22 protein-coding genes are annotated in these 24,492 nt (G+C 43.6%); 10 read left to right on the top strand and 12 right to left on the bottom strand.

Annotation, left to right across the window (positions count from 1 at the left end):
- Positions 1-49 precede the first annotated feature (49 nt).
- From ileS to B5G00_RS17075, 6 genes are all read right to left on the bottom strand, one after another.
- Positions 50-3,193: an isoleucine--tRNA ligase gene (gene ileS, locus B5G00_RS17100; protein ID WP_087274869.1), complete on the bottom strand. Its 3,144-nt coding sequence runs from the start codon at positions 3,191-3,193 to the stop codon at positions 50-52.
- A gap of 613 nt (positions 3,194-3,806) precedes the next feature.
- Positions 3,807-4,277, bottom strand: coding sequence for a zinc ribbon domain-containing protein (locus B5G00_RS17095; protein WP_087274868.1), 471 nt, complete (start codon positions 4,275-4,277; stop codon positions 3,807-3,809).
- A 370-nt stretch (positions 4,278-4,647) separates the two neighbouring features.
- The gene (locus B5G00_RS17090) at positions 4,648-5,628 is read right to left on the bottom strand and encodes an NAD(P)-dependent oxidoreductase (protein ID WP_087274867.1); all 981 of its coding nucleotides are present in this window, start codon (positions 5,626-5,628) and stop codon (positions 4,648-4,650) included.
- Between the two features lie 19 nt (positions 5,629-5,647).
- Complete coding sequence (locus B5G00_RS17085; RefSeq protein ID WP_087274866.1) at positions 5,648-6,976, bottom strand: ABC transporter substrate-binding protein; 1,329 nt, start codon at positions 6,974-6,976, stop codon at positions 5,648-5,650.
- A 63-nt stretch (positions 6,977-7,039) separates the two neighbouring features.
- Positions 7,040-7,870, bottom strand: a complete 831-nt coding sequence (locus B5G00_RS17080) for a carbohydrate ABC transporter permease (RefSeq protein ID WP_087274865.1) — start codon at positions 7,868-7,870, stop codon at positions 7,040-7,042.
- 18 nt (positions 7,871-7,888) lie between these two features.
- Complete coding sequence (locus B5G00_RS17075) at positions 7,889-8,758, bottom strand: carbohydrate ABC transporter permease (RefSeq protein WP_087274864.1); 870 nt, start codon at positions 8,756-8,758, stop codon at positions 7,889-7,891.
- Between the two features lie 268 nt (positions 8,759-9,026).
- Between B5G00_RS17075 and B5G00_RS17070 the strand changes: the two genes are divergently transcribed.
- The 8 genes from B5G00_RS17070 to B5G00_RS17035 all read left to right on the top strand — a co-directional run bounded on the left by B5G00_RS17070 (position 9,027) and on the right by B5G00_RS17035 (position 16,108).
- On the top strand, positions 9,027-9,734 hold the full coding sequence (locus tag B5G00_RS17070; RefSeq protein WP_330396403.1) for an N-acetylmannosamine-6-phosphate 2-epimerase: 708 nt from the start codon (positions 9,027-9,029) through the stop codon (positions 9,732-9,734).
- A gap of 37 nt (positions 9,735-9,771) precedes the next feature.
- Complete coding sequence (locus B5G00_RS17065) at positions 9,772-10,689, top strand: dihydrodipicolinate synthase family protein (protein ID WP_087274863.1); 918 nt, start codon at positions 9,772-9,774, stop codon at positions 10,687-10,689.
- A gap of 27 nt (positions 10,690-10,716) precedes the next feature.
- Entirely contained in the window at positions 10,717-11,622 is a 906-nt protein-coding gene (locus tag B5G00_RS17060) for an ROK family protein (RefSeq protein WP_087274862.1), read from the top strand.
- Positions 11,615-12,436 carry a MurR/RpiR family transcriptional regulator gene (locus B5G00_RS17055; protein ID WP_087274861.1) on the top strand — a complete coding sequence of 274 codons (822 nt, stop codon included), beginning with the start codon at positions 11,615-11,617 and terminating at the stop codon, positions 12,434-12,436. The genes B5G00_RS17060 and B5G00_RS17055 overlap by 8 nt, the downstream gene beginning before the upstream one ends.
- A 59-nt stretch (positions 12,437-12,495) precedes the next feature.
- Positions 12,496-13,320 (top strand): alpha/beta hydrolase, encoded by an 825-nt coding sequence (locus tag B5G00_RS17050; RefSeq protein WP_087274860.1) that lies wholly within the window; start codon positions 12,496-12,498, stop codon positions 13,318-13,320.
- Positions 13,321-13,472: 152 nt separating this feature from the next.
- Positions 13,473-14,978, top strand: coding sequence for a D-alanyl-D-alanine carboxypeptidase family protein (locus B5G00_RS17045; RefSeq protein WP_242971406.1), 1,506 nt, complete (start codon positions 13,473-13,475; stop codon positions 14,976-14,978).
- A gap of 29 nt (positions 14,979-15,007) precedes the next feature.
- On the top strand, positions 15,008-15,739 hold the full coding sequence (locus tag B5G00_RS17040) for an MBL fold metallo-hydrolase (protein WP_087274859.1): 732 nt from the start codon (positions 15,008-15,010) through the stop codon (positions 15,737-15,739).
- Complete coding sequence (locus B5G00_RS17035) at positions 15,740-16,108, top strand: VOC family protein (protein WP_087274858.1); 369 nt, start codon at positions 15,740-15,742, stop codon at positions 16,106-16,108.
- A gap of 113 nt (positions 16,109-16,221) precedes the next feature.
- Here the strand turns inward: B5G00_RS17035 and B5G00_RS17030 are convergent, their stop codons facing one another.
- The 4 genes from B5G00_RS17030 to B5G00_RS17015 are packed head-to-tail and all read right to left on the bottom strand — an operon-like array spanning position 16,222 to position 20,889.
- Entirely contained in the window at positions 16,222-17,526 is a 1,305-nt protein-coding gene (locus tag B5G00_RS17030) for a glycoside hydrolase family 27 protein (RefSeq protein WP_204247351.1), read from the bottom strand.
- 34 nt (positions 17,527-17,560) lie between these two features.
- Positions 17,561-19,675: a glycoside hydrolase family 36 protein gene (locus tag B5G00_RS17025; protein ID WP_087274857.1), complete on the bottom strand. Its 2,115-nt coding sequence runs from the start codon at positions 19,673-19,675 to the stop codon at positions 17,561-17,563.
- Positions 19,676-19,685: 10 nt separating this feature from the next.
- Positions 19,686-20,339: a YesL family protein gene (locus tag B5G00_RS17020; protein ID WP_162613524.1), complete on the bottom strand. Its 654-nt coding sequence runs from the start codon at positions 20,337-20,339 to the stop codon at positions 19,686-19,688.
- On the bottom strand, positions 20,302-20,889 hold the full coding sequence (locus tag B5G00_RS17015) for an ABC transporter substrate-binding protein (protein ID WP_087274855.1): 588 nt from the start codon (positions 20,887-20,889) through the stop codon (positions 20,302-20,304). The genes B5G00_RS17020 and B5G00_RS17015 overlap by 38 nt, the downstream gene beginning before the upstream one ends.
- Positions 20,890-21,133: 244 nt before the next feature.
- On the opposite strand from B5G00_RS17015, the gene B5G00_RS17010 reads away from it, so the two are divergent.
- Together B5G00_RS17010 and B5G00_RS17005 are read left to right on the top strand one after the other, a co-directional pair.
- Positions 21,134-21,520, top strand: a complete 387-nt coding sequence (locus B5G00_RS17010) for a cupin domain-containing protein (RefSeq protein WP_087274854.1) — start codon at positions 21,134-21,136, stop codon at positions 21,518-21,520.
- Between the two features lie 5 nt (positions 21,521-21,525).
- The gene (locus B5G00_RS17005; protein WP_087274853.1) at positions 21,526-21,918 is read left to right on the top strand and encodes a helix-turn-helix transcriptional regulator; all 393 of its coding nucleotides are present in this window, start codon (positions 21,526-21,528) and stop codon (positions 21,916-21,918) included.
- Here the strand turns inward: B5G00_RS17005 and B5G00_RS17000 are convergent.
- Together B5G00_RS17000 and B5G00_RS16995 are read right to left on the bottom strand one after the other, a co-directional pair.
- Positions 21,915-23,285 carry an MATE family efflux transporter gene (locus B5G00_RS17000; protein WP_087274852.1) on the bottom strand — a complete coding sequence of 457 codons (1,371 nt, stop codon included), beginning with the start codon at positions 23,283-23,285 and terminating at the stop codon, positions 21,915-21,917. The two genes, B5G00_RS17005 and B5G00_RS17000, sit on opposite strands and share 4 nt — an antisense overlap.
- A gap of 32 nt (positions 23,286-23,317) precedes the next feature.
- Positions 23,318-24,271: a 3'-5' exonuclease gene (locus B5G00_RS16995; RefSeq protein ID WP_087274851.1), complete on the bottom strand. Its 954-nt coding sequence runs from the start codon at positions 24,269-24,271 to the stop codon at positions 23,318-23,320.
- Positions 24,272-24,492 lie beyond the last annotated feature (221 nt).

Below are 24,492 nucleotides of genomic sequence, written 5' to 3'. Positions count from 1 at the left end.
CCGCATAGCAGAACCAGAGCTATTGAATTCCCCGCGACAGCCCTTTTTCCTATGAAAGTTTCTCAACGCCTAATTTCACGTTTTCTGAATTTATTTTCCAGTCTTTTGCATAACCGCTCATCTGACCGTATACAACTTCTTCAGCCAGAACCTCAGATTTGATCTGGGCTTCATGGACACGGAAGATTCCTTCGATCACCTGATTATCTTCCAGAGAAACCCGGATCTTATCGGTAACCTCAAAGCCGGCTTCCTTACGCATGGTCTGGATCTTGCTGATGATCTCACGGACAAATCCCTCCTCGATCAGTTCGGGAGTCAGATTTGTATCCAGCACTACAGTAATATCATTGTCTGATTCAGAGACATAGCCCTCTGTCTGTGCCATATCAATGAGCAGGTCACTGTCTAATAATACTATTTCCTGTCCATTTATGTCAAGTTTTAGCTGTCCATTTGCCTTTAATTCGTCCATAGCCTGGTTTCCGTCCAGTTCAGACAGGGCCTTCTTTATGCCGCCCAGGAACTTTCCGTACTTAGGTCCTACAGTCTTTAACTGAGGCTTAAAGGTATAGGTCGTAAAGTCTCTTACATCCTCAGTAAATGTCATTTCCTTCACATTCAGCTCGTCTTCAATGATTTCTTTATAGAAGTCTTCCAGTGTGAAAGGCGCTTTTACGAACATCTTTCCGATAGGCTGACGATTCTTGATATTTGCTGCATTTCTGCATGCCCGGCCCATGACTACCACCTTCAGCAGGTTGTCCATGTTCTCTTCCAGAGTCTTGTCGATCCACTCTTCCTTCACTTCAGGGAAATTGCACAGGTGGATACTCTCAGGCGCATCTTTGTCAACGCTTCTCACCAGATTCTGATAAATTTCTTCTGTCATAAATGGAACCATAGGAGCTGCAGCCTTACAGATGGTAACCAGAGCAGTGTAAAGAGTCATGTACGCATTGATCTTATCCTGCTCCATTCCTTTGGCCCAGAAACGCTCACGGCTTCTTCTTACATACCAGTTGCTCATATCATCCACAAATTCCTGAAGGGCTCTGGCTGTTTCCGGAATCTTATAGGCATTTAAATCCTCATCTACTGCTTTTACCACTGAATTCAGCTTGGACAGCAGCCATTTATCCATTACAGGCAGTTTCTCATAATCCAAGGTATATTTTGTAGCGTCAAATTCATCAATATTTGCATACAGCACGAAGAAAGCATAGGTATTCCACAGAGTTCCCATGAACTTTCTCTGTCCTTCCTGTACGGCTTTTCCATGGAAACGGTTAGGCAGCCATGGAGCGCTGTTTACATAGAAATACCAGCGGATAGCGTCTGCTCCGTATGTTTCCAGGGCCTCAAAAGGATCTACTGCATTTCCCTTAGACTTAGACATCTTCTGTCCGTTCTCATCCTGAACGTGTCCCAGAACGATAACATTTTTATAAGGAGCTTTATTAAACAAAATAGTAGATTCTGCCAGCAGAGAGTAGAACCATCCTCTTGTCTGGTCTACAGCCTCGGAGATAAAATCTGCCGGGAACTGCTGCTCAAACAGCTCTTTATTTTCAAAAGGATAATGGTGCTGTGCAAAAGGCATAGCCCCTGAGTCAAACCAGCAGTCGATGACTTCCGGTACTCTGTGCATAGTCTTGCCGCATTTTGGGCATTTCATGGTAATCTCATCGATATATGGACGATGAAGCTCCACAGTCTTGGCATTCTCGTCGCCGCTTCTCTCAAAAAGTTCCTGACGGCTGCCAATGGATTCCATATGGCCGCACTCACACTCCCATACGTTGAGAGGTGTTCCCCAGTAACGGTTTCTGCTGATTCCCCAGTCCTGAACATTTTCCAGCCAGTCGCCGAAACGGCCTTTTCCGATGCTTTCAGGAATCCAGTTGATAGTGTTGTTATTCCGGATCAGGTCCTCTTTGACTGCAGTCATCTTGATAAACCAGGATTCTCTTGCATAGTAGATAAGCGGTGTGTCACATCTCCAGCAGTGAGGATAACTGTGCTCAAATTTTGGTGCTGAGAAGAGCAGGCCTCTTTCCTCCAGGTCTTTCAGCACTTCCGGATCTGCCTTTTTGCAGAAAGTTCCGGCCCAGGGGGTTTCTGCTGTCATTTCACCTTTTTCGTCTACCAGCTGCAGCACAGGAAGATCATATTTCTTTCCAACTTTATTATCGTCTTCACCGAAAGCCGGAGCAATATGAACTACGCCGGTACCGTCGGTAAGAGTTACATAAGTATCGCATACTACATAATAGGCTTTTTTGTTTAATTCTTTGAAGTTATACAAAGGCTCATACTCTTTGTATTCCAGGTCTGTTCCCTTATAAGTTTCCAGAACTTCATAGGCCGACGTTCCCTCTTCCCTTTCCAGAGAGCCCAGAACGGTATCCAGAAGGGCAGTTGCCATATAGTAAGTATATCCGTCTGCAGCCTTAACCTTTGCATATTCCTCATCAGGGTTTACGCAGAGGGCAACGTTAGATGGCAGAGTCCATGGAGTTGTGGTCCATGCCAGGATATAAGCGTCCTCTCCTTTTACCTTAAAACGGGCAATAGCGGAGCGCTCTTTCACATCTTTATATCCCTGCGCCACTTCCTGTGCGGACAGGGGAGTACCGCAGCGAGGACAGTAGGGCACGATCTTGTGGCCTTTATATAAAAGTCCTTTGTTCCAGATTTCTTTCAGGGCCCACCACTCGGATTCGATGTAATCGTCATGGTAGGTTACATAAGGATTATCCATATCAGCCCAGAAGCCAACAGTGGAAGAAAAATCTTCCCACATGCCTTTGTATTTCCAGACGCTTTCCTTACACTGGTCGATAAAAGGGATCAGGCCATATTCTTCTATCTGTTCTTTGCCGTCCAGTCCCAGCTTTTTCTCCACTTCCAGCTCTACCGGCAGTCCGTGGGTATCCCATCCGGCCTTTCTGGGAACCATATAGCCTTTCATGGCCCGGTATCTGGGGATCATATCCTTGATAACACGGGTGAGCACATGGCCGATGTGAGGTTTTCCATTAGCGGTAGGCGGTCCGTCATAGAAGGTATAGGTAGGACCTTCTTTACGGTTTTCCATGCTCTTTTTGAAAATGTCATTGTCTTTCCAGAACTTTTCTACTTCTTTCTCCCGTTCTACAAAGTTGAGGTCTGTAGTAACTTTCTGATACATAGCTTTTCTCCTTTCCAAAATTCAAAATATTTCACAAAGGCGTTTCTATTCTTTCCTTTTGAAGCGGAAATATATAGAAAAGGCTTCCGTCCTGTAACAGGACGAAAGCCTTATTGCGCTGTCGTTATACCACCTCTTACATCATACGAAGCATACGCCTTTATATGTGTCCCCGGTAACGTGGGGAAACCGGCCTCTCCTACTTAATTCAGATGGCAACTCCGGAGTGATTTTCTTTGGCCCCTACTCGTACCGGGATTCCACCCTCCCCGGCTCTCTGGAACTTTGGACTGGTCAAATACTGTCTCCATCTCAGTTTTTTTCAAGTACGGAATTATTATACTGAGTCTTTTGACCGGTTGTCAAGGGGTTTTGAAAAGAACGACAGTGATTAGCCATCTCATCTGCAAATGGCTGGACAGAGATAAAAAACACAGGTAACCAGCCTATGGCTTAAGCCACCATAAAAACGGCAGAGAAAACCCCGGAGGTTGCGTCTCCGGGGTTTTCGTCGGTGTCCAACATGGATACCTCATATCTCTTAGCCTATCGGCATTATAGCATATGTGTTTTCTATTTGCAATATGCAGATAATCCTCTTTTTACAGCTCCTTCAAATCTGTTTTATTCCGCATTTTGTACAAAAAACTGCGTCTGTCGAAATTTCACACCCGCAATTAATGCATGGTTTAGTCTCTATTTTTTGTATATCACTGTTACTGTCTTCTGGTTGAGAGATTTTAGTACCGCACCCTGAGCAAAATAATGTACCATCATTTAGAGCTTGCCCACACACCGGACAAGTTTTTATATTCTCAATAGTACTGATAGATTTATGAAGTTCCTCTATCCTTTGGCTGCTCTTTGTGATCATTTCAATTAATTCCTGTAATTCAGGAAGCGCTTCCCTTCCCTTTAAATCATAGTATTCTCTTCCCAAATTCGTATAATAACTATCCCTTTTCTTCTGCTCATCTAAAATTTGTGCTTTTAATCCTGTAATATCTTCTATGCCTTTAGCCTTCTGTACCATTGTGTGGCTTGTTGCAGTTATTTTCCCAATATTATCAAATACTTGTTTCATTCATACTACCATCTTGTTTCTGATAATTTATATAATCCGTCTCTCCTTCTCGCTGACTTGTTTGCAAATTATGCTGTGGATTTACTCGCCCAATTATTTCATGTTTCAACAGACTATTTGCTTGGACTCTCCAGTCACACTTCAATGGATATTTCTCATCTTACAGATAAAGAAATTCAACTGGTATATGATCTCGTAGAATATTTTCGCAGTCAGCATTAACGTTGATATAGTATTCAAAATCACTGGTAATGCAACACTTGTCCCCTGACTCATTGACCACAGAAATAAAAAATAGCGTTAAGTTGCAGATTCCAGATCTAAAACTTAACACTATTTTTTATCATTTCTTTTTGAGACTCTTATGATTTTAGTTGCCCTTCACCTCAGGATTTTTTACATTATAAGGCATTTTCCCGCTGAAAAACTCATCAATACAGTCTGCGATGATCACCTGTGAGCGATGCTCGCTTTCCAGTGAAGCAGCTCCCATATGCGAGGTAACAAAAACATTTTCCATTTGGAGAAGAGGATTGTCTTTCTTGGGCGGTTCCTGGCAGAGAACGTCCAGGCCCGCCCCGGCGATCTGTCCGGTTTTCAGGGCTTCTATTAAGTCCTCCTCATTGATGACGCCGCCTCTGCAGGTATTGATAAGATATGCGGATTTTTTCATCAAGGCAAATTTTTCCTTATTAATACTGCCCTGGGTTTCTTCCGTCAGCGGTATATGCAGACTTACAATATCGCTGTTTTTAAAGATCTCATCCTGGTTTTCTACGAAAGTAACGCCCCACTTTTCAGAATCCTTATCCTGGATATAAGCGTCGTATACCAGAACTTTCACATCAAAGCCTTTCATCATCCGGACAAGCTGCTTTCCGATATGTCCAAATCCCAAAAGTCCTACAGTTTTGCCATCTAATTCTGTTCCTGTGATAGTAGAAGGCCAGATTCCTTTTCTCACGCCTTCCACACAATGGGCAAATCTCCGTCCTACATTCAGGATATGAAGTATAGCAGTCTCGGCAACCGCCGCTGAATTCGCTCCCGGCACATTTCCCACAGGGATCCCTGCTCTGGTTGCCGCGGGAATATCAATGTTATCGGTTCCTGCCCCATATCTTACAATATACTGAACTTTATCCTTTACTGCTTCCAGAGTCCGTTCATTCCAGGGCTCCCAGGTGCTGATAACCGCATCTGCTTTTTTTCCCATTTCTATGGTTTTCTCTTCATCGCCTGTATCGATGGGACATTTGATAAATTCATAGCCGCTTTCTGCAAATCGCTTATCCAGATAAGTCACGTCTACTTTATTTTCATCTAAATTCAGCCATACTGTTTTTTTCATAATGCTTCCAGCCTTTCTCCTACTCTACGGTTCCCTGTACTTCTTCGATTGCAGAAATAGCTCCTGCAATAGCTCCATCTGCGTCCTCCGCTCCGGTCACTACCTGATTAAGCATTTTTGACATTGGGAATGTGAACATATTTTTTGCTGCTATTGCTCTTCCCTGAATACTTTCAACCGGATATCCATAATATCCCAATGCATTTTCTGCATAGCTGACTACCTGCGCATTAATTCCTTCTGCCCAAATGCCATTTCCTACAGAATCCTGGAATACCGGCGCATATACAGGAGCCGTGATCTCCAGATATTCGTTATACCACTCATCGTCCATACAGTATCTGATCAGGTCCTTGGCAAGATCTACATTTTTGCAGCCTTCCATGATAGATAAACCTGCGGCAAATCCCATAGTTGTATTATTATCACTGCCCGCCGGAAGGTTCACTACTTCTGTATTTTCCAAAAGTTCCTTATTTGCCTCATCTGTGGCCATAGTATTGTATAATGTCGGTGCGTTGAACACAATGCCTGACTCTCCCATAAGATAAGAAGTATTATTTCCGCCGGAATCCCAGGTAGATGCTGCTGGCGGGATCACCTCTTTATCATAAAGCTCTTTGTACTTCTCCAGCCATTCTTTTGCCGCATCATTGTCTAAGGTAATATTGCCATCTTTATCAAAAACATAGCCTCCCTGATTCCACATGATCATGCGGAACATATTTTCTGCGTCTTCATCTGTAGGTCCGCAGCCCATACCAAGTCCGTAAAATCCATTGTCAGGATCAGAAATTTTCTCGGCCACCTCAAATACTTCATCCCATGTCTGTGGAACCTCCGTGATTCCAGCTTCTTCCAGTTTATCTTTTCTGATGAACATCACCGTCGAAGAACTGGTCATAGGTACGAAATAATTTTTGCCCTCAATCTTGCTTCCTTCATAAATAGACTGCATATAAGGCCGTTCTGCATTAATTTCATCTACCAGGTCTGTCACGTCCATATAGGGATTGCTTGGGTAATAGTTGACTACCTTTGTCACTGCTCCGGTAGTGATATCCGGTATATTACTTCCGGCCTCAATAGCTGCATTCAGCTTTGTCACAAAATCTGTAGCGGAAATAAACTCATAGTTCACATTTACGTCGTTCTCTTCGGCAAAACTCTTAATCCTTTCTTCCATAGCCGTATTGGCTTCATCGCTGAAAACCTTCTCGATCCAGACTGTCAGGGATTTTGAATCCGCTTTTGCTCCGCCGTCGCCTTCTCCGCTTCCGCCGCACGCTCCCAGTGAAGCTGCCATAAGGGCGGCCATTCCTAATGCTGCAACTTTTTTAAGTTTCATATGAATCCTCCTTTTAATATAAATAATTTTATAATAGTTTCCTTTAATAATCTTTCTACCGTATCAGCCTTTTACGCCTCCTGCTGTCTGTCCGCCTACCAGAGAGCTGTTCGCCAGTATGTAAATGATCAGGATCGGCACGCTGGCCAGGATCGCACCGGCCATCAACTGATCCCAGGGATACATATCGCCGAAGATCAGTCCGGAGATCACCAGAGGGAAGGTCTGCATAGAAGTCTTTGTAATGTTTACCAATGCATAGAGATATTCGCCCCAGCACATTGCAAATGCAAAGATCGTCGTAGAAATAATCCCCGGCAGTGCCAGCGGAAATACGATCTGATACATTACACGGAGCCTTCCGCAGCCGTCTACAATAGCCGCTTCATCCAGATCATATGGGATTGAGGAAATATGGGGGATCAGCACCCACGCCACATATGGAAGAGTGAACGTAGGATAGATCAGCATCAGTCCCAGAATATTGTCCGTCAGTCCGCAATTCGCAACCAGTATATATAACGGAATATACAGGATAGAAGTAGGAAGCAGGTATGTAAACAAAATCGCTTTGGAAAATGTACGTTTTCCTCTGAACTTAATCCTGGCAATGGCATATGCTGCAGGATATGCGATCACTATAGAGAAAAGGGAAACAAAGATCGCTACGATCAGACTGTTTCGGATACCTGTCAAAAAGTTTGTTTCTGTCAGCAGATATTTGTACGCATCCAGGCTGGGATGCTGAGGAATTAATGTGGGAACTTTGCTGTAAATTTCTGCCTGTCCTTTTAAGGAGGTATTCAGCATCCAGTAAATAGGCGCTAAGGCCACGATCAGACAGAGGATAATGAATAACCGGCTTAAAATTTTCACACTTTTTTTCTGTTTCATTCTGATTTCCTCCTTCTGTTAATCTTCTTTTGCGATCATTCTTCTGGTCAGCAGGCTGATCAGTATAAGCAGAACCGGCATAGCCAGGATAGAAACTGCAATACCTTTTCCTAACATCATGCTCTTCATTGCCGTCTGATAGCTGAATACGTTCATAACTTCTGTGGCTCCGTTAGGACCGCCGCCTGTCAGCAGCCATACAGATTCAAATTCATTCAGCGTCCATATAGTAGACATTAAAGTCGATAACAAAATAACATCTTTGATCTCCGGTAAAGTGATGTACCAGAATCTCTGCCACATGTTTGCCCCGTCAATGGCAGCCGCCTCATATCCATCCTGAGAGATCGTCTGAAGCTTAGCAAGGATAGAGACCCCAAAAAATGGAGTACCTCTCCATATATTCGCTATAATAACCGTAGCCATGGCTAAGCCGGCGGATCCAAACCATATCAGGTCTTTATCAATAATATGAAGAGATTTCAGAAGATAATTTGCAATGCCTCCTGTAGAGCTGAATATCCATCTCCAGTTCAATACTGCTACGATATTGGGCAGAGTCCACGGAATCATCAATAATGCTCTTACAATATTTCTTCCTTTAAATTTGATATTAAGAGCTAAAGCCATTAAAATACCAAAAAAACATTTTCCTATAATTGAAAAGAAAGTAAATACCAGTGTGTTGATGATAGATCTCCGGTATTCCGGATCTGCCAGGAGATTTATATAATTGTCCAGTCCTATAAAGGTTGCGCTGCCTCCTATTGTTTTGTTTGTAAAACTCATCCATATCCCCCAGATAATAGGGCCAAGTAAGACACATGCCAGATAGATAATAAGAGGCGCATTGATCGCATAGGCAAATTTCGTGTTTTTCTTGTTCATAGATTCTTCTCCTTTCCTGATTTTTTTCTCCGAATCTTTTTCTAAACTATAACAACTATTTAAACTTTTTTCAATTATATTTCATATTTTAGAAAGTACTTTCCATCTTTATATTATCTGTATATTTCTTTACCTTTTTACTCACCTATTTTTATGTACTTTTCACAATTACTGTGAATGTTTTTTCTATATATCTCCGTTATATTGAATTTATTTTCTATTTTTTTATAATATAGATATCAAATATTTCTTAGAAAGGAGGAGGATCATGGATCCTATGAAAAACCCTCGGATCATCTCCCTGCGCAGCCATCTGATCGTCTCCTGCCAGGCGCTTTCAAATGAGCCTCTGCATTCTTCTTATATAATGGGACGTATGGCGGCAGCCGCCCTGGAAGGAGGCGCAGCCGGGATCCGCGCAAATACTCCGGAAGACATTATAGAAATTAAAAAGAATGTATCTCTGCCTGTGATCGGGATCATAAAACGAGATTACCCAGACAGCAGCGTATACATAACCCCTACTTTAAAAGAAGTAGATGAACTGATGCCTGCACATCCTGAGATCATCGCTTTAGACGCAACTCCAAGACCCCGTCCTAACGGACTTTCTCTGGAAGAACTTTACCGCCAGATACGAAATAAATACCCCGAGCAGCTTCTGATGGCAGATTGTTCTACAATAGAAGAAGCTCTCGCCGCTGATAAACTCGGCTTCGATTTTATAGGTACTACGCTGGTAGGATATACAGAAGAAAGCCAGGGAGACAGAATTGAACACAACGACTTTGAAATCATACGCCGGATACTCAAAGAAGTCTCTCATCCGGTAATTGCAGAGGGAAATATTGATACTCCCGAAAAAGCCCGCCGGGTCATCGATCTTGGCTGCTACAGCGTTGTCGTCGGTTCTATTATCACCAGACCGCAACTGATCACCAAGCGCTTTGCCGAAGCTTTAGAGAAATGTTCTTAGGCAATAGATGAAATAAAAATATAAGGAGGAAAATATAATGAGTAATCCAAAATATCAGGGAATCTTCCCGGCTTTTTATGCCTGCTATGACGAGAAGGGAGAAGTAAGTCCTGAAAGAGTACGCAGTCTCACGAAATATTTTATTGAGAAAGGCGTAAAAGGCGTTTATGTATGCGGTTCTTCAGGCGAATGTATCTATCAGAGTGTGGAAGATCGGAAGATCACATTGGAAAATGTAATGAAGGAAGCCAAAGGAAAACTTACCGTTATCGCTCATGTTGCCTGCAACAATACAAAAGACAGCATGGAACTGGCCCGTCACGCAGAAAGCCTGGGGGTAGACGCTATTGCTGCGATCCCGCCTATTTACTTCCGTCTTCCTGAATATTCTATCGCTGCATACTGGAACAGTATCAGCTCCGCTGCACCAAACACAGACTTTATCATCTACAATATTCCTCAGCTTGCAGGCACCGCCCTTACCCAAAGCCTTCTTCATGAAATGCTGAAAAATCCTCAGGTAAAAGGCGTGAAAAACTCCTCTATGCCTGTACAGGATATTCAGATCTTTAAATCCCTGGGCGGCGAAGATTTTACCGTATTTAACGGTCCGGACGAACAGCTGATCAGCGGACGGATCATGGGCGCCGACGGAGGTATCGGCGGTACCTATGGAGCTATGCCGGAACTGATCCTGAAAGAAAATGAATGGATCAACGAGGGAAGGCTGGAAGAAGCGAAGAAACTCCAATATGATGTAAACTCTATCATTTACAAACTCTGCTCCGGACATGGAAATATGTACGCAATGATCAAAGAAGTACTTCGGATAAACGGCTCTCTGGATATCGGGGGTGTCCGCGAACCGCTGACAAATCTGATACCTTCCGATATCCCCATCGCCCGGGAAGCTGCAGATATGATCAAAAACGCCATCGAAAAATATTGCCGCTAAAGAACAGGCAGCACAGGAGGAACATAGATGAAAACTTATCTTTGTATTGATATCGGCGGAACCTCTGTTAAATATGGAGTATATTCCGAAAATTCCGGTTTTTTAATGGACAGCTCCTTCCCTACCCAGGCATGGCTGGGCGGCCCTTCCATCATCACCCGGGCTGTGGAGCTTACGTCACGGCTTTTAAAAGAGTATAAGGATATATACGGGATCTGCATCTCCACAGCTGGCATGGTAGACTGCGATGCAGGCTCCATCACCTATGCCTCCTCATTGATTCCTGAATATACAGGAACTCCTGTTAAAGCTATCTTTGAGCAGCAGTTTGGGCTCCCCTGTGAAGTTGAAAATGACGTCAACTGCGCTGCTCTCGCAGAATATTTCGCCGGTGCTGCCAAAGGCGCTTCCTCTTGTCTCTGTCTTACTATTGGCACAGGTATCGGAGGCGCCTTTGTTGAAAAAGGCCGTGTATTTCATGGTTTTTCCGGCAGCGGCTGTGAGGTCGGCTATATGCTGCTGCCCGGCGGCGCTTTTCAGGATATGGCCGCCGCCAGTGTCCTTGTCCGAAACGCGGAAAAAAGAAAGAAGCTTTCCCCGGGTTCTCTTACCGGAAAAAAGATTTTTGATCTTGCCCGAAATGGAGATACAGATTGTATAGAAGAGATTGACCGGATGGTCAACTGTCTCGGTATGGGTATCGCAAATATCTGTTATGTATTGAATCCTGAAATCGTCGTACTCGGCGGAGGAATTATGGTGCAAAAACAGATGTTATATGATAAAATCAGAGTGGCTGTAGATAAATATTTGCTCCATTCTATTGCCGAGAAAACTACGCTTAAATTCGCTCAAAATCAAAATCGTGCGGGAATGTTAGGCGCTTTTTATCATTTTAAAGCCAGAAAGAGGGAAACTGAACTATATGTCTAACTATAAAAAAAGTATCGTACCGCAGATTGAAGCAATTTATGCGTCTCTGTCGCCTACGGAAAAAAACATAGCGGATTTTTTCATTCACAATCACCAGTGCATGGACTTTTCGGCAAAAAATATTTCTTCTTTACTTTTTGTATCCGAACCGTCTCTTTCCAGATTTGCAAAAAAATGCGGATATAAAGGCTATCGTGAGTTTGTATTCTACTATAAGGAAGGGTTAAGTGAAAAGGTCACTCCTTTGATCACAGATAATTCTACCACCCAGGTTTTAGATACCTATCAGGAACTTTTAAATAAAAGCTATGCATTAGTAGATAACGCCCAGCTAAACAGGATCTGCGAAATTTTTGCAAAACAGAAAAGATTTTACGTATATGGAAAGGGCAGTTCCGGATTAGCCGCTCAGGAGATGAAACTCCGCTTTATGCGTATCGGCTTAAACATAGAGGCCATCTCCGACAACCATGTAATGAAAATGAATTCCGTACTGTTAGACGATACTTGTGTAGTGATCGGGATCAGTATCAGCAGCAAAACTCCTGAAGTCATGACGTCTTTAAAGGCGGCAAAAGCAGCCGGCGCCATTGTCATACTGATGACTTCTCACAGAGAGCCCCAGCAGTTTGAATTTTGTGATGAAGTTGTGCTGCTTGCGTTACGTGAAAACCTGGAAAACGGGAAAGCCATTTCCCCCCAGTTCCCAATCCTTATCATGCTGGATATCTTCTACTCGCATTTTCTGAACTACGACACCCAGCGTAAAGAGATGCTCCATGACTATACCTTGAATGTTCTAAGTCATTCATAACTTTATTTATAACAGGCGAAAGGAGAACAGATTATCACAATAGTCTGTTAAATTTTAAAATGATCTGTAAACGTATTCCTATACAGACAGATGGCTCCGCAGCGGATACCCATCTGGACACTTATATCCTGGAAGATTATATAAATGCCAAAACCGACTGGACCCGTCCTTTGGTGGTGATCCTCCCCGGCGGCTCTTATGCCATGACTTCAAACAGAGAGGCCGAACCGGTAGCGCTTCAGATAAACAGCATCGGCTATCATGCTGCGATTCTTCGGTATTCCTGCGCACCGGCCACTTATCCTACGTCCCTCCATGAACTTGCTTTATCCGTCAAATATCTTAGAGAGCACGCTGCACAGTGGCATATCAATCCTGACAAGATTATCATCATGGGATTTTCTGCCGGAGGACATCTGGCTGCCAGTTACGGCGTGTTCTGGCAGGAAAAGCATATGGCAGACGCCGCCGGATGCAGCAGCGGCTGCCTCAAGCCTCAGGGACTTGTTCTCTGCTATCCGGTGATCAGTTCCGAAGATTCCATTGCCCATACCGAAAGTATCCAAAACCTTCTGGGAAATTCTTATGAACGCCTGAAAGAAAAAATGTCCCTGGAAAATCAGGTAACGGATCTTGTTCCCCCTACTTTTCTGTGGCATACTTTTTCGGATGATACCGTGCCGTTCTGGAATTCCTTTCGTTTTGCAGAAGCTTTAGGGAAAGCCGGAATCCCTGTAGAATATCATCTGTACCCATGCGGTATGCACGGTCTGAGTCTGGCAACAGAAAGCATCTGCAATGGAGACCCAAACACTATAGAAGAAAGCTGCCAGAGCTGGATAAGGCTCCTTCAGTCCTGGCTGATGCATACTTTCGGACTTTAAATTCTTATAATCTTATACAAAAAGAAGAAAACTGCCTCAGCACTTGTATTGCGGGGCAGTTTTCTTCTTTTATACATTGCTATAAATAAAAAAATCGCATATAATAATTCAAGAAAATCCAAAAGCAATGAACGAAAGAGGATACTTATAATATGAAAGCCAAAAAGCAAAAAGCCGCCGTCCTGCTGCTGACTGCGGTCTTATCTATGAATCTGCAGACGGTCTGCCTCCTAGCGGCTGCTCCTGACGCCCGGGCCGCTGTGCATGTACAGGAAAACAGCCCGGAAGCTCCCGAAGCCCAGGAACCGGCCATGCCCGAAAGCTACGAATGGGAAATTCAGTCCAACGATATTGCCGGATGGCCTCAGGGCCCGAAGATTATTGCTGAAACAGGAATCGTCATGGACCTGGACACCGGAGAAATCCTATATGCCAAAGGCATTGACGAAAAACGGGCGCCTGCCAGTATTACAAAGATCATGACTGCTATGCTGGCCATTGAAAAGGTTCCCCTGGACACAGAAATCACATTTACCGACGAGGTAAACAATATCGAGCCAGGAAGCACTCATATCGGCATTAAGCCAGGGGAAACTCTGTCTATGGAGGAGAGTCTTTATGGTATCCTCCTGGGCTCTGCCAATGAAGTTTCTTCCGGAGTGGCAGAATATATCGGCGGGACCGTCCAGGCATTTGTAGATATGATGAACCAGAGGGCCCAGGAGCTGGGATGCAAGAATACCCATTTTGTCAATGCCAATGGTCTGTATGCCGATGACCACTATACCACAGCCAGAGACATGGCTCTCATCGCCCAGGCTGCATTTCAGAATGAAACTTTCCGGAATATTATCAAAACCCCATACTATATCATTCCCCCCACAAATATTACAGCGGAAGAGCGCTGGATCAACAATCATCATCAGATGATCCAAGAGGGGGAGCATTATTATGAAGGATGCCTTGGGGGCAAAACCGGATATACAGTAAAAGCCGGAAATACTCTGGTGACTTATGCGGAAAGAAATTCCATGCGCCTTGTCTGTGTTGTTTTAAAAGGTACTACGGAATATTATAATGACACGAAAAATCTTCTGGATTACGGTTTCAATAATTTTGAAAAACTAAAGCTTTCATCGGAGATTCTGGCTGAGTCGGATTCCCTGGCTTCTTATCTGAAAGACCAGGGCCTGCTGGATGCTGCAGTAGAGAACTCTTCTGCAGATGTTCCCGTAAATCCCTCTCAGGATATTACCTGCCAGGCGGAAATTGAAAATAACATACTGAATCTGGACTTCTATTATGGGGATACCCTTCTGAGCAGTTCCAGTCAGGAGGCTTCCCAGGAAATTCTGACAGCAGCTCAGACCTATGACCTGCAGCAAAGACAAAGCCAGCAGGCCGCTGACAGCCAGCCTGCATCTACAGAAACAGAAAAAGACTCCAGCAGTTCTTCTTCCACTGTAAATCATAACTCTCTGGATGGATTTTTCCAGGAAGCCCTGTCTATTTTCCAGGGACTCCCCAGTTGGAAGTATCCTGCTCTGGGGCTTCTGGCCGGTGCATTTATTTTCTATATCGTACTCTTGATCATTAAAATCCGCCGGGCTTTCAGTTCTAAAAAACATAAAAAGTCCCGGAAGAAGAAAAAAAGTTAAATGTTTTACACTCCAAGGAGATTTGACAGATGAGAATAACTTATATTGGTCACAGCGGTTTTCTGGCAGAATTTTCCCATTGCTGCTGTCTCTTTGATTATTACCAGGGAGAAATTCCTGCAACAGATAAAGACAAGCCTCTTTTTGTCTTTGTCTCTCACCGGCATCAGGACCATTTTAATCCGGAAATTTTTCATATCACCGGGCCAAAAGAAATTCATTACATCCTCTCCTCCGATACCAGACGGTACATGAGAGATCACATGGACTTATCTGGCCTGCATTTTATGAAAGCTGAGGAATCTCTTACCTTGACCTGGAATGGCGCCACCTGTTCTATGACTGTGAAGACTCTCCATTCCACAGACTGCGGTGTAGCTTTTCTGATACACACAGAAGACAAAAACATTTATCATGCTGGGGATTTAAACTGGTGGGTATGGCCGGGGGAATCGAAACAATACAATAACAATATGACAGCGAATTTCAAAAAGTATACCGAACCACTGAAAGGCCTGGAGCTTTTTGCCGCGTTCCTGCCTCTGGACCCCAGGCAGGAAGAATGGTACGATAAGGGATTTTCTTATATACTGGAAAACACCAGAACCAGATACGCTTTTCCCATGCACTTCTGGAAAGATTTCTCCGTTATTCCAAAATATCTTTCCACTCCCACTGGGAAAGCCCATAAAAATGAGATCATGATTCTAGAAAAGGAAGGACAGATTATGAACTGTCCGGAAGACAAGGAGGACAAATAAATGAAGTTTCAGATGATCCACGAAAACTATAACGTAAGAGATTTAGACCGTTCTCTGGCATTCTACGAAAAAGCCCTTGGTCTGAAAGAAAAACGCCGCACAGAGGCAAAAGATGGCTCCTTTATCATTGTGTATCTTGGAAATGACACTACAGATTTTGAGCTGGAGCTTACCTGGCTCCGGGACTTTGACAGAGATTACAATCTGGGAGACTGTGAGTTCCATCTGGCTTTCCGTACTGCAGATTTCGACCAGGCCTATAAACTTCATGAAGAGATGGGATGCATCTGCTTTGAGAATCCGGATATGGGAATTTATTTCATTAAAGACCCTGATGGATACTGGCTGGAGATTGTGCCGGAGAGGTAGTACAACAAAAATGTAGTATTTTATCATTTAATATAAAGGAGCTGTCTCATTAAGCAAATTCGCATAAAATATATAAATACACCTGACATAATTAATGCGACAGCTCCACCTTTTTACTTTACAGATAATTTAAATAATTTTGCATCATGGGCCTTCAGTGTTACCGTAATGTTCGTCTCCACTTCTCCCAGATTTCTTCTCTCCCACATATCACGGAGAGCTGCTTTTCCCTCTATTCCCAGCTTTTCCAGGTTCACGCTGAACCGCTCCTCCCAGTCTGCTGTATTAAAGACTGCGGCATATATATTTCCTTCCTCATCCTCTGCTTTCCACAGGATCAAATCGAAGGAACGGAGTACCTGTCTGGCATTTTTTCCTTTTTTCAACAGACTCAGAACCTCCGGATTGGTCACCAGGCTCTTTGTCCAGGAATCCATATCTGTCAATTCACATCCCAACATAAGGGGAGAGCGGAAAATGCACCACAGAGTCAGCATTGTTCTCTGCTCTTCTTTTGACAGCAGGGTCTGGCGTTCTCCCAGCCCATGCTCGCAGCCTTTAATAGACAGATGTCCTAAGGGCAGCATGTCACAGTCTGGAAAACAGCCTGGGGCCACATAAGGGCTCCACTCATGGCATCGGTCAAACATCTCCATAATGTCCGTCCACCGGTCCCAGAAATCATTTGTGATTCTCCACATATTGGCATTCCTGCTCAGATGCTCTGCCTTATCCAGCATGGCCGGTCCGGGAGAAAGGCTTAGGACTATAGGCCGTCCGCAGGTATCAATAGCTGCCCGAAGCATTTCTATCTCGTCTCCTCCGTAGGCAATAGTGCTCTCATCATTTGGTCTGCCATACTTTACGCAGATATCATCTACTTTGATAAAATCCACTCCCCAGGAAGCATAAAGCTCGATAATAGAATTATAATATTCCTGGGCTCCCGGTTTTGTAGTGTCCACACCGTACATATCTGTGTTCCAGCAGCAGATAGAGAAAGGATGGGCGATATCCCTGGCCGTATAGGGCGTCCCCTTTACAGGTGTATTTTTCGCCACTGCCTGGCGGGGAATTCCTCTCATAATATGGATGCCGAATTTTAATCCTTTTTCATGGATATAATCTGCAATCTTTTTAAAGCCGCCTTCTGCCGCTGAAGGAAAACGATTTGGAGCGGGAACAGCTCTTCCGTATTCATCCATACAGATATCTGCAAATTTCCGGTAGTGGCTGGAATCAGCCGCCGGCTCATACCACTGTATGTCGCAGACTATGTACTCCCATCCAAACTCCTTTAAGTTTTCTGCCATATAATCTGCATTCTGCAGAAGCTCCTTTTCCGTTACTGCCGCCCCATAGCAGTCCCAGCTGTTCCAGCCCATAGGGGGCGTAAGGGCAAATTCATTTTTATTCACCTGATGTTCCTCCTGCTCCTTAAAGTACTTTCCTTTATTTTAATGTAAATTTGAAAAGCCGTCCACAAGTTTCCTGAGGCATAGCTATCTTCAGCTCTCCATTTCCCAGACAATAACTGCAGTCTTCCTCTTTCGGATAAATTACAGAAACTGCCTCTACCTGGTCCGCAAAATCAATGGGAATGCTTCCCTCTCTGGCATGAGGCATAAACACAGCAAGGTAAGTGTTCTTATCCCCTTTTAATCCATAGGCCAGCACAGAATCTCTCACATCACAGAATCTCAATGGGAAGAAGGGCACCGCCTCTTTAATCTCTCCGCGTATCTGTTTATATAAATCTATGCCTTCTTTCATAAGCTCCAGATTGCTGCCGCTCATTTTCCACACCATGCCGCTGACATAGGGGCGGAGAAGCAGTCCGTTTACCATATTATAAATCGTGTGCTCTCTGTCATCTTCATAGGGATACACCCACATACCTGCCTGTTCCGGGGTTACGGCACTGGCTACATTTGCAGCAATATAGGAATTATAAATATAGTCTGTCTGATCGCTGGTAGACTGAAGGCTTAAGATCTTCAGCATTCCATAGTCCATTCTCTGACCTCCGGAACCGCAGTTTTCAATAATGAGATCCGGGTACTTCCGGAAAATCTCCTCATACCACTGATACAGATATTTATAATGTTCCATGATAGCGTCTGCACAGCTGTCAGAGTTCAAGTCGCTGCCATAGCCCATAGTCACATTATAGTCCATCTTAAAGTATTCTACTCCGTAATCCCGGATCAGCCTGTCTATGGTATCCATACAATATTTACGTACTTCCGGATTCCGGAAGTCCAAAAGATACCGCTTGTTATCTACGTGACGTTTTCCATGTCGGCAGATAAACCAATCGTCCGGAAGTTTCTGAGCCAGTTCACAGGCAGTTCCCATGACCTCGATTTCCAGCCACAGGCCCATTTTCATACCCTTGCTCTTGGCATAATCACAGACAGCCTTCAGACCATTTGGAAAACGTTCCGGAGATTCTTTCCATTCTCCTACTCTGTCCCACCAGTAGCCTTTGTCATACCAGCCGCAGTCCAGGCAGTAGTATTCACAGCCCATTTCCGCAGCCTTATCTATAATGGCTCTTTCCCTTTCATCGGTAGGGTCTCCCATAAGACAGTTCATATAATCGTTAAATACCACATACAGTTTCTCATCATCTTCATTTTTTCTTCGAACTACTCTGCGGTACTGAGTAAGCGCTGCAGCGCCCTGGCTGACATCCCCCTTTGCTGCTCCAAAGGCCACCGGAACTGTAGCAAAAGACTCTCCTGGCTTCAGATTCTTCCACCATCCCTGCTCCGCCTCTGTGGGACCGCTTAAAGCCAGATATAATTTTCCTTCTAAATCAGAGCCGTATTCCACATGCCACTGACCGGAGTGCTCAATCTGAAAGCAATAAGTTTCTTCCGTTTCTGTATCGCGGGCAAATCCCATAGGAAGATATTCACAGGAAGACCAGGAACCTCTGCCGCTGTAACAGTAACGGTTAATTCCAAATCCCGGTGTATTAAAGCCATCTACCGGCATACCGGAAAGATTGACTGTTCTGATGTCTTTCTTTTCCCACTGAGCCTCACAGGACCAGCTGTTTCTGGGTACATAAATCTCCGTTTTCTCATAGTAGGGCTTCTCACCATTTCCACTGATCCCCTGATAAATAAAGGAGGAAACATATTCAAGCCCCAAGTCTTCTGTTCCCTGATTCTCCAGGCAGCTCCAGGTCTGGACTACAGGAATCCCCTCAAAAAACCGCATATGGTAAGTTCCTTTCAGCCCATAGTCTGTTGCCATTGAAATAATAAGTTCCCTGCCTTTTTCTCTTTCCTCGAAATAATGTCCGGTATATCGGAAATCCAGGGAAGCACTGCTGAGATTATGTTTATATCCATGCATTCCCCTGGTAGTTTTTCCGCTGATCTGCACTTCCATTACAGGATGATAGTTTTCCGGATCGCTCTTTTTTCTTTCTACACTCCTGGCTTTTTCAGGGACCTGAGAAGAAGAAAAATCCTGAAGTTCAACTACTCCGTTCTCACAGATCAGAAATTTTACTCGCAAACCATTTTCTTCAATCCTAATCTCTCTTGTCATTTTTCCTCCTTTACTCCAAGTACCACGGAAGGTCTGTTGGGTCTTTGTATTTTTTTATTTCTTCTGCTAAGTATTTCTTAAAAATCCTTTCAATAAAGAAGGACCCCAGATAAGCATAAAATCCCGGCAGGATTGCCATAAGAAAAGGCACAAAATAAATCAGAACAGCCATAAAAGCCAGTAAAACCAGCAACGCTATTGTACTGGGGAAATGCCTGATGGACATATAAAGTGCATATTGGATCTGTCTGATCAAACCTGCCTGGAAACGGGAGATTACTGGAAATATATAAACTATGGTAAACAAAAAGGGACATGCCAGAATAATGCCCAGAGTACAGATGATGTATGGATTCATCTGTATCCTGCCCTCCAGCGCGGCCAGGATGTAAAGTCCAATGGCCGCTCCGTAAAGCAGATATAGAATCGTAAGGATTATTCCCTGTCCCAGGTTGTTTTTAAAAGAGTGAAAAAAAGATTTTACCACAGTTTCCCGGTTTCTTCGGACAACCTTTACTACTGTATAGTACAAAGCTGCCGTAGCCGGCCCGATAGTTACCACCGGCACTGAGCATATAAGCCAGAGAAAACCAGCTCCCAGTATATCCGCCACCTGGTTTGTTTTATTAAAAACCGGTGATAGGCGCTGCGTCTGTATTGTCAAGAACAGACTGGCATGCTGCTGCAAAGTCATCCCAGGTTCTGATCTGGGTAGCATCTACGCCAGCCTGAGTAAGTACATCTTTGTTATACATAATAGCTGCTACAGCCTGAGTAATAGGCAGAATAAACAGCTCTCCGTTATCATTTGTAATAACTTCTTTCAAACCTGGATCAATATTGCTTACCCATTCCTGATCGCTAAGATCCATCATATATTCACTGTAACGGATCAGACTCCATCCATGGGTAACCCACATATCTGGAAGATCCCCGGAGGACATACGAGTTTTCATAGCAGACTCATAATCATCGCCTCCATTATAAATGGTTACATCAATGCCGGTCTCCTCTGAAAAATCATTGATGATATCCTCAAACACGGAAAAATCGTCTGTAGTCAGGTTATAAGCGATCTCCAATCCGCCGCTTCCTGATGTTCCGGAACCAGATCCGCCTTCATCAGAGCCTCCGCCGGAACCACATGCTGCCAGAGAAACGCACATAGCCGTACACATTAATGCACTGACTGCTTTTAAATATTTTTTTTGCATATTGTATCTCCTTTCCAAAACCTTTAATATATCTGTACAATCTGCACATGTCTAAAACACTTCTCCTGCGCGCACCGGAAGTCTTTTATTCATTAGGTACAAGTTTTTCACTTGTTTTCCTCTGTTATTTGACATTATAACAAATACTATCGTATAATAATTCCTAATTAAGTCGAAATAACACACAATTATTGCAAGGGAGATATGGCAAAATGTTCTATGAAAGTAAAGAAAGTTCTTTTTTATCGTAAATGAAACGAATCCGCTGCAATATCCGCTTCACGTTCATCCATATATTGAAGTAGTACATGCTGTTAAGGGAATAACAGAAATGCAGATAGGAACAGAAAAGTATCAGATAGAAACTGGCGAAATTGCTGTGGTCTTCCCTAATATCCCTCATGACTATCATACTCTGTCCACCATTGGAAATACCCAGCTTCATATTATGAATTGTTATGTAGATTTGCTGCCCATGCTAAAAACTCAATTGTTAGGGAAATATCCTAAGAATCCTGTTCTTCACAAGTCTCAGATCCATGAGGATGTGCTGTATGCAGAACACCGGCTTTTTGAGGCGTCACATTATGGCACTTCCCACACCCCCCCCCCGAACTTGTTAGCAGTCTAGTTACATTGCTGCTAATTCGTGTCTTCCCTTACCTTTCTCTGGCAGATTATCAGGAGTATATGCCCCAAGATCTGACCAGTGATATCCTTGCCTACATTTCTCAGCACTTTACAGAAGATATTTCTCTTGCCAGCGTTGCAGCAGCCTTTGGTATAGGAAAATATGCGGTTTCCCGGATTTTTTCCAATGTGCTGAAAGTCAGCTTTCTTCATTATATTAATTCTCTCAGAATTGATTACGCTGTATATCTGCTGATCAATACTGACTTAAATATCACCAATATAGCAATGGAGTGCGGGTATCACAGCCAGCAGACCTTTAACAGAATCTTCAAAGAGCTGTATTCCTGCACTCCAAAAGAATATAGAAAAAAATATTTTGAGACGCCGCTCTATTAATCCTCCTCTAAAGGATCAATTTCTTTTCGGTAAATATACCTTCTGAACCCCAGGCTGAGAATCAGAGAAAAAATTTCCGCAAAGGGAAATGCCCACCACACGGCATCCAGTCCGCCTATTTTTGACAGGATATACCCTGCCGGGAGCAGTACACAAAGCTGTCTCACCAGAGACATCCACAGACTGAGCATGCCATGGGACAAGGCCTGGAACAGAGAAGAGGATACGATATTAAATCCTGCAAACACAAAGCTCAGGCTGATAAGCCGCAGAGCGATAGTTCCTATTTGAACCATATTTTCCGAAGCATTAAAGATTGCCAGAAGCTGGGCCGGAAACAGCTGGAATACAGCAATGCCCAGCAGCATGATCCCTGTAGCATAACAGGAGGCAAGAAATACTGTTCTTTTAATCCTCTCTTTCTTCTTTGCTCCGTAATTAAAAGCCACGATGGGCACCATGCCGTTATTCAAGCCAAAGACTGGCATAAATACAAAGCTCTGGAGCTTAAAGTAAACACCGAATACAGCTGTAGCCGTAGAAGAAAAGGCGATCAAAATCTTATTCATACCAAAAGTCATCACTGAACTGATGGAAGACATAACTATAGACGGCACACCCACTGCATAGATGCTCCGGATGATCTGTTTTGAAACGCGGAATCCCCGGAAGGTAAGATGAAGCTCCCGGTTTTTCTTTCTGTTTACTACAAGTGCTACAATGCTTGCAATAATCTGTCCCAGAACTGTAGCCAGGGCGGCTCCTGCCACCTCCATTCTGGGAAATCCAAACAGGCCAAAGATCATAATAGGATCCATAATGATATTGATGATCGCTCCCAGCATCTGGGTCCACATAGTGTAGATTGTTTTTCCTGTAGATTGCAGCAGTCTTTCTAAAGTAATCTGAAAGAACATTCCGAAAGACATGATCGTACAAATGCGGAGATAGTCCGTGCCGTAAGCTATGATCTGTGGATCTGCAGTCTGAACCTCCATGAAAAATCCGCTGCCCAGAAGCCCTGCCACAGCGAAAACCACATAGCTTAAAAAAGCCAGCAATAGTCCATGATTGGCAGTTTTATTGGCCCTGTCATACTCCTTTTCTCCCAGACTTCTGGACAAAAGGGCGTTAATACCTACACCAGTTCCCACTCCCACAGAAATCATAAGATTCTGGATAGGAAAGGCCAGAGAAACTGCTGTCAGAGCATTTTCATTTAATTGAGCAACAAACATACTGTCTACGATATTATATAGAGCCTGTACCAGCATAGATATCATCATCGGCACAGACATGGTGATCAGAAGCCGGTTTACCGGCATGACACCCATCTTATTTTCTTCTTGTTTTTCCTGCGCTTCCATAAAAGCCTGATAATCCTCCTTCGTAAATTCTATTATTTTTCCTGATGTCTTCGCTGACGGCGTTTTTTTCTGAGCGTATCTCTCTTCTCTCTGATATGCTCAGCTTCCTCCTGCTCAATTTTCTTCAGTGTTTTTACCACATAATACTTTCCTTCATCCGTCTTCTTCAGTCTTGCCTTCCCCTTGAAATAGCCGTGTTCCGGGCAGAAAGCCAGACACATATGAGCCTTTGTATTCACGGAAAACCAGCGTATCTTCTTCTTTGCCGTCTTGCCGCAGATAAAACATCTGGTCCTGGTAACATCCCGGTCTTTCATAGCCTCTTCCTTGGAAGGAAATTCTCTGGATATAAATTTGGAATATTCCGGGAATACCGTATAAATCTGGTCTCGTCTTCCTTTGGGATTCTGATAGCAGTCGATAGAATAGTACTTCTGGGCTTCTCCCTCAGGTATATCCCTAAAAATCTCAGCTGTGTAATATGCATCGTTCAGGGCTCTGTGAAACTGCCCGTCTTTTTTCATATCCAGGTAATCGATAGCGCTTTCCAGGGATCTGGCCGTACGCTGCCCCTCATATACCAGACCGAAAAGTTTCTGTATATCATAATAAAAAATCGGCCCCTTAAGCAAGTTCAGCATATGATAGTACTTCATGTTTCTCTGAAGTTCCACCAGATCTGTGGAACCCCATGTGCAGAACTTTGCTTTGGGACCGCACCATTTCATAAAATTTTTTACCGCCTCCGTAAAAGGGAGCCCCTGTTCCAGGTCTGAGCCTTTAATATCCAGGATTTCCTTAGTACGATAATGCAGTTTTTTATAGACAACCGGTTTTATTACCTGATGAAAAGAATCTACATAATTCCGATTTTCATCTAATTTTAAAGCTCCTATCTCTATGATCTCAAAGGGAAGCTTTTTGTTCTCTCTTTCTTTTCCATAGGGGCATTGATTCCACTCTAAGTCAAACACAATGTAATTCATTGCAAAACCTCCGAAGACATTCTAGCAAAATATAATATGTAAGTCAATCCAGCTCCCCCTTCCCCTCACGACGTACGCATGAATCTTTTTCCTCCCTCATTTAAAAAATTGACTTTTTAAAAATTCAAAACCTGCTCCAAAAACTCTTCCGGATTCATGCTGATCACAAATCGTTTCTTTTTCATAGACAGATTAGGTCGAAAAATTTCTACCATTTTCAG

Origin of the sequence: Blautia sp. An46 (assembly GCF_002161645.1) — a bacterium.
GTDB lineage: Bacteria > Bacillota > Clostridia > Lachnospirales > Lachnospiraceae > Blautia > Blautia ornithocaccae.
This window is presented reverse-complemented; position numbering and strand designations above follow the sequence as displayed.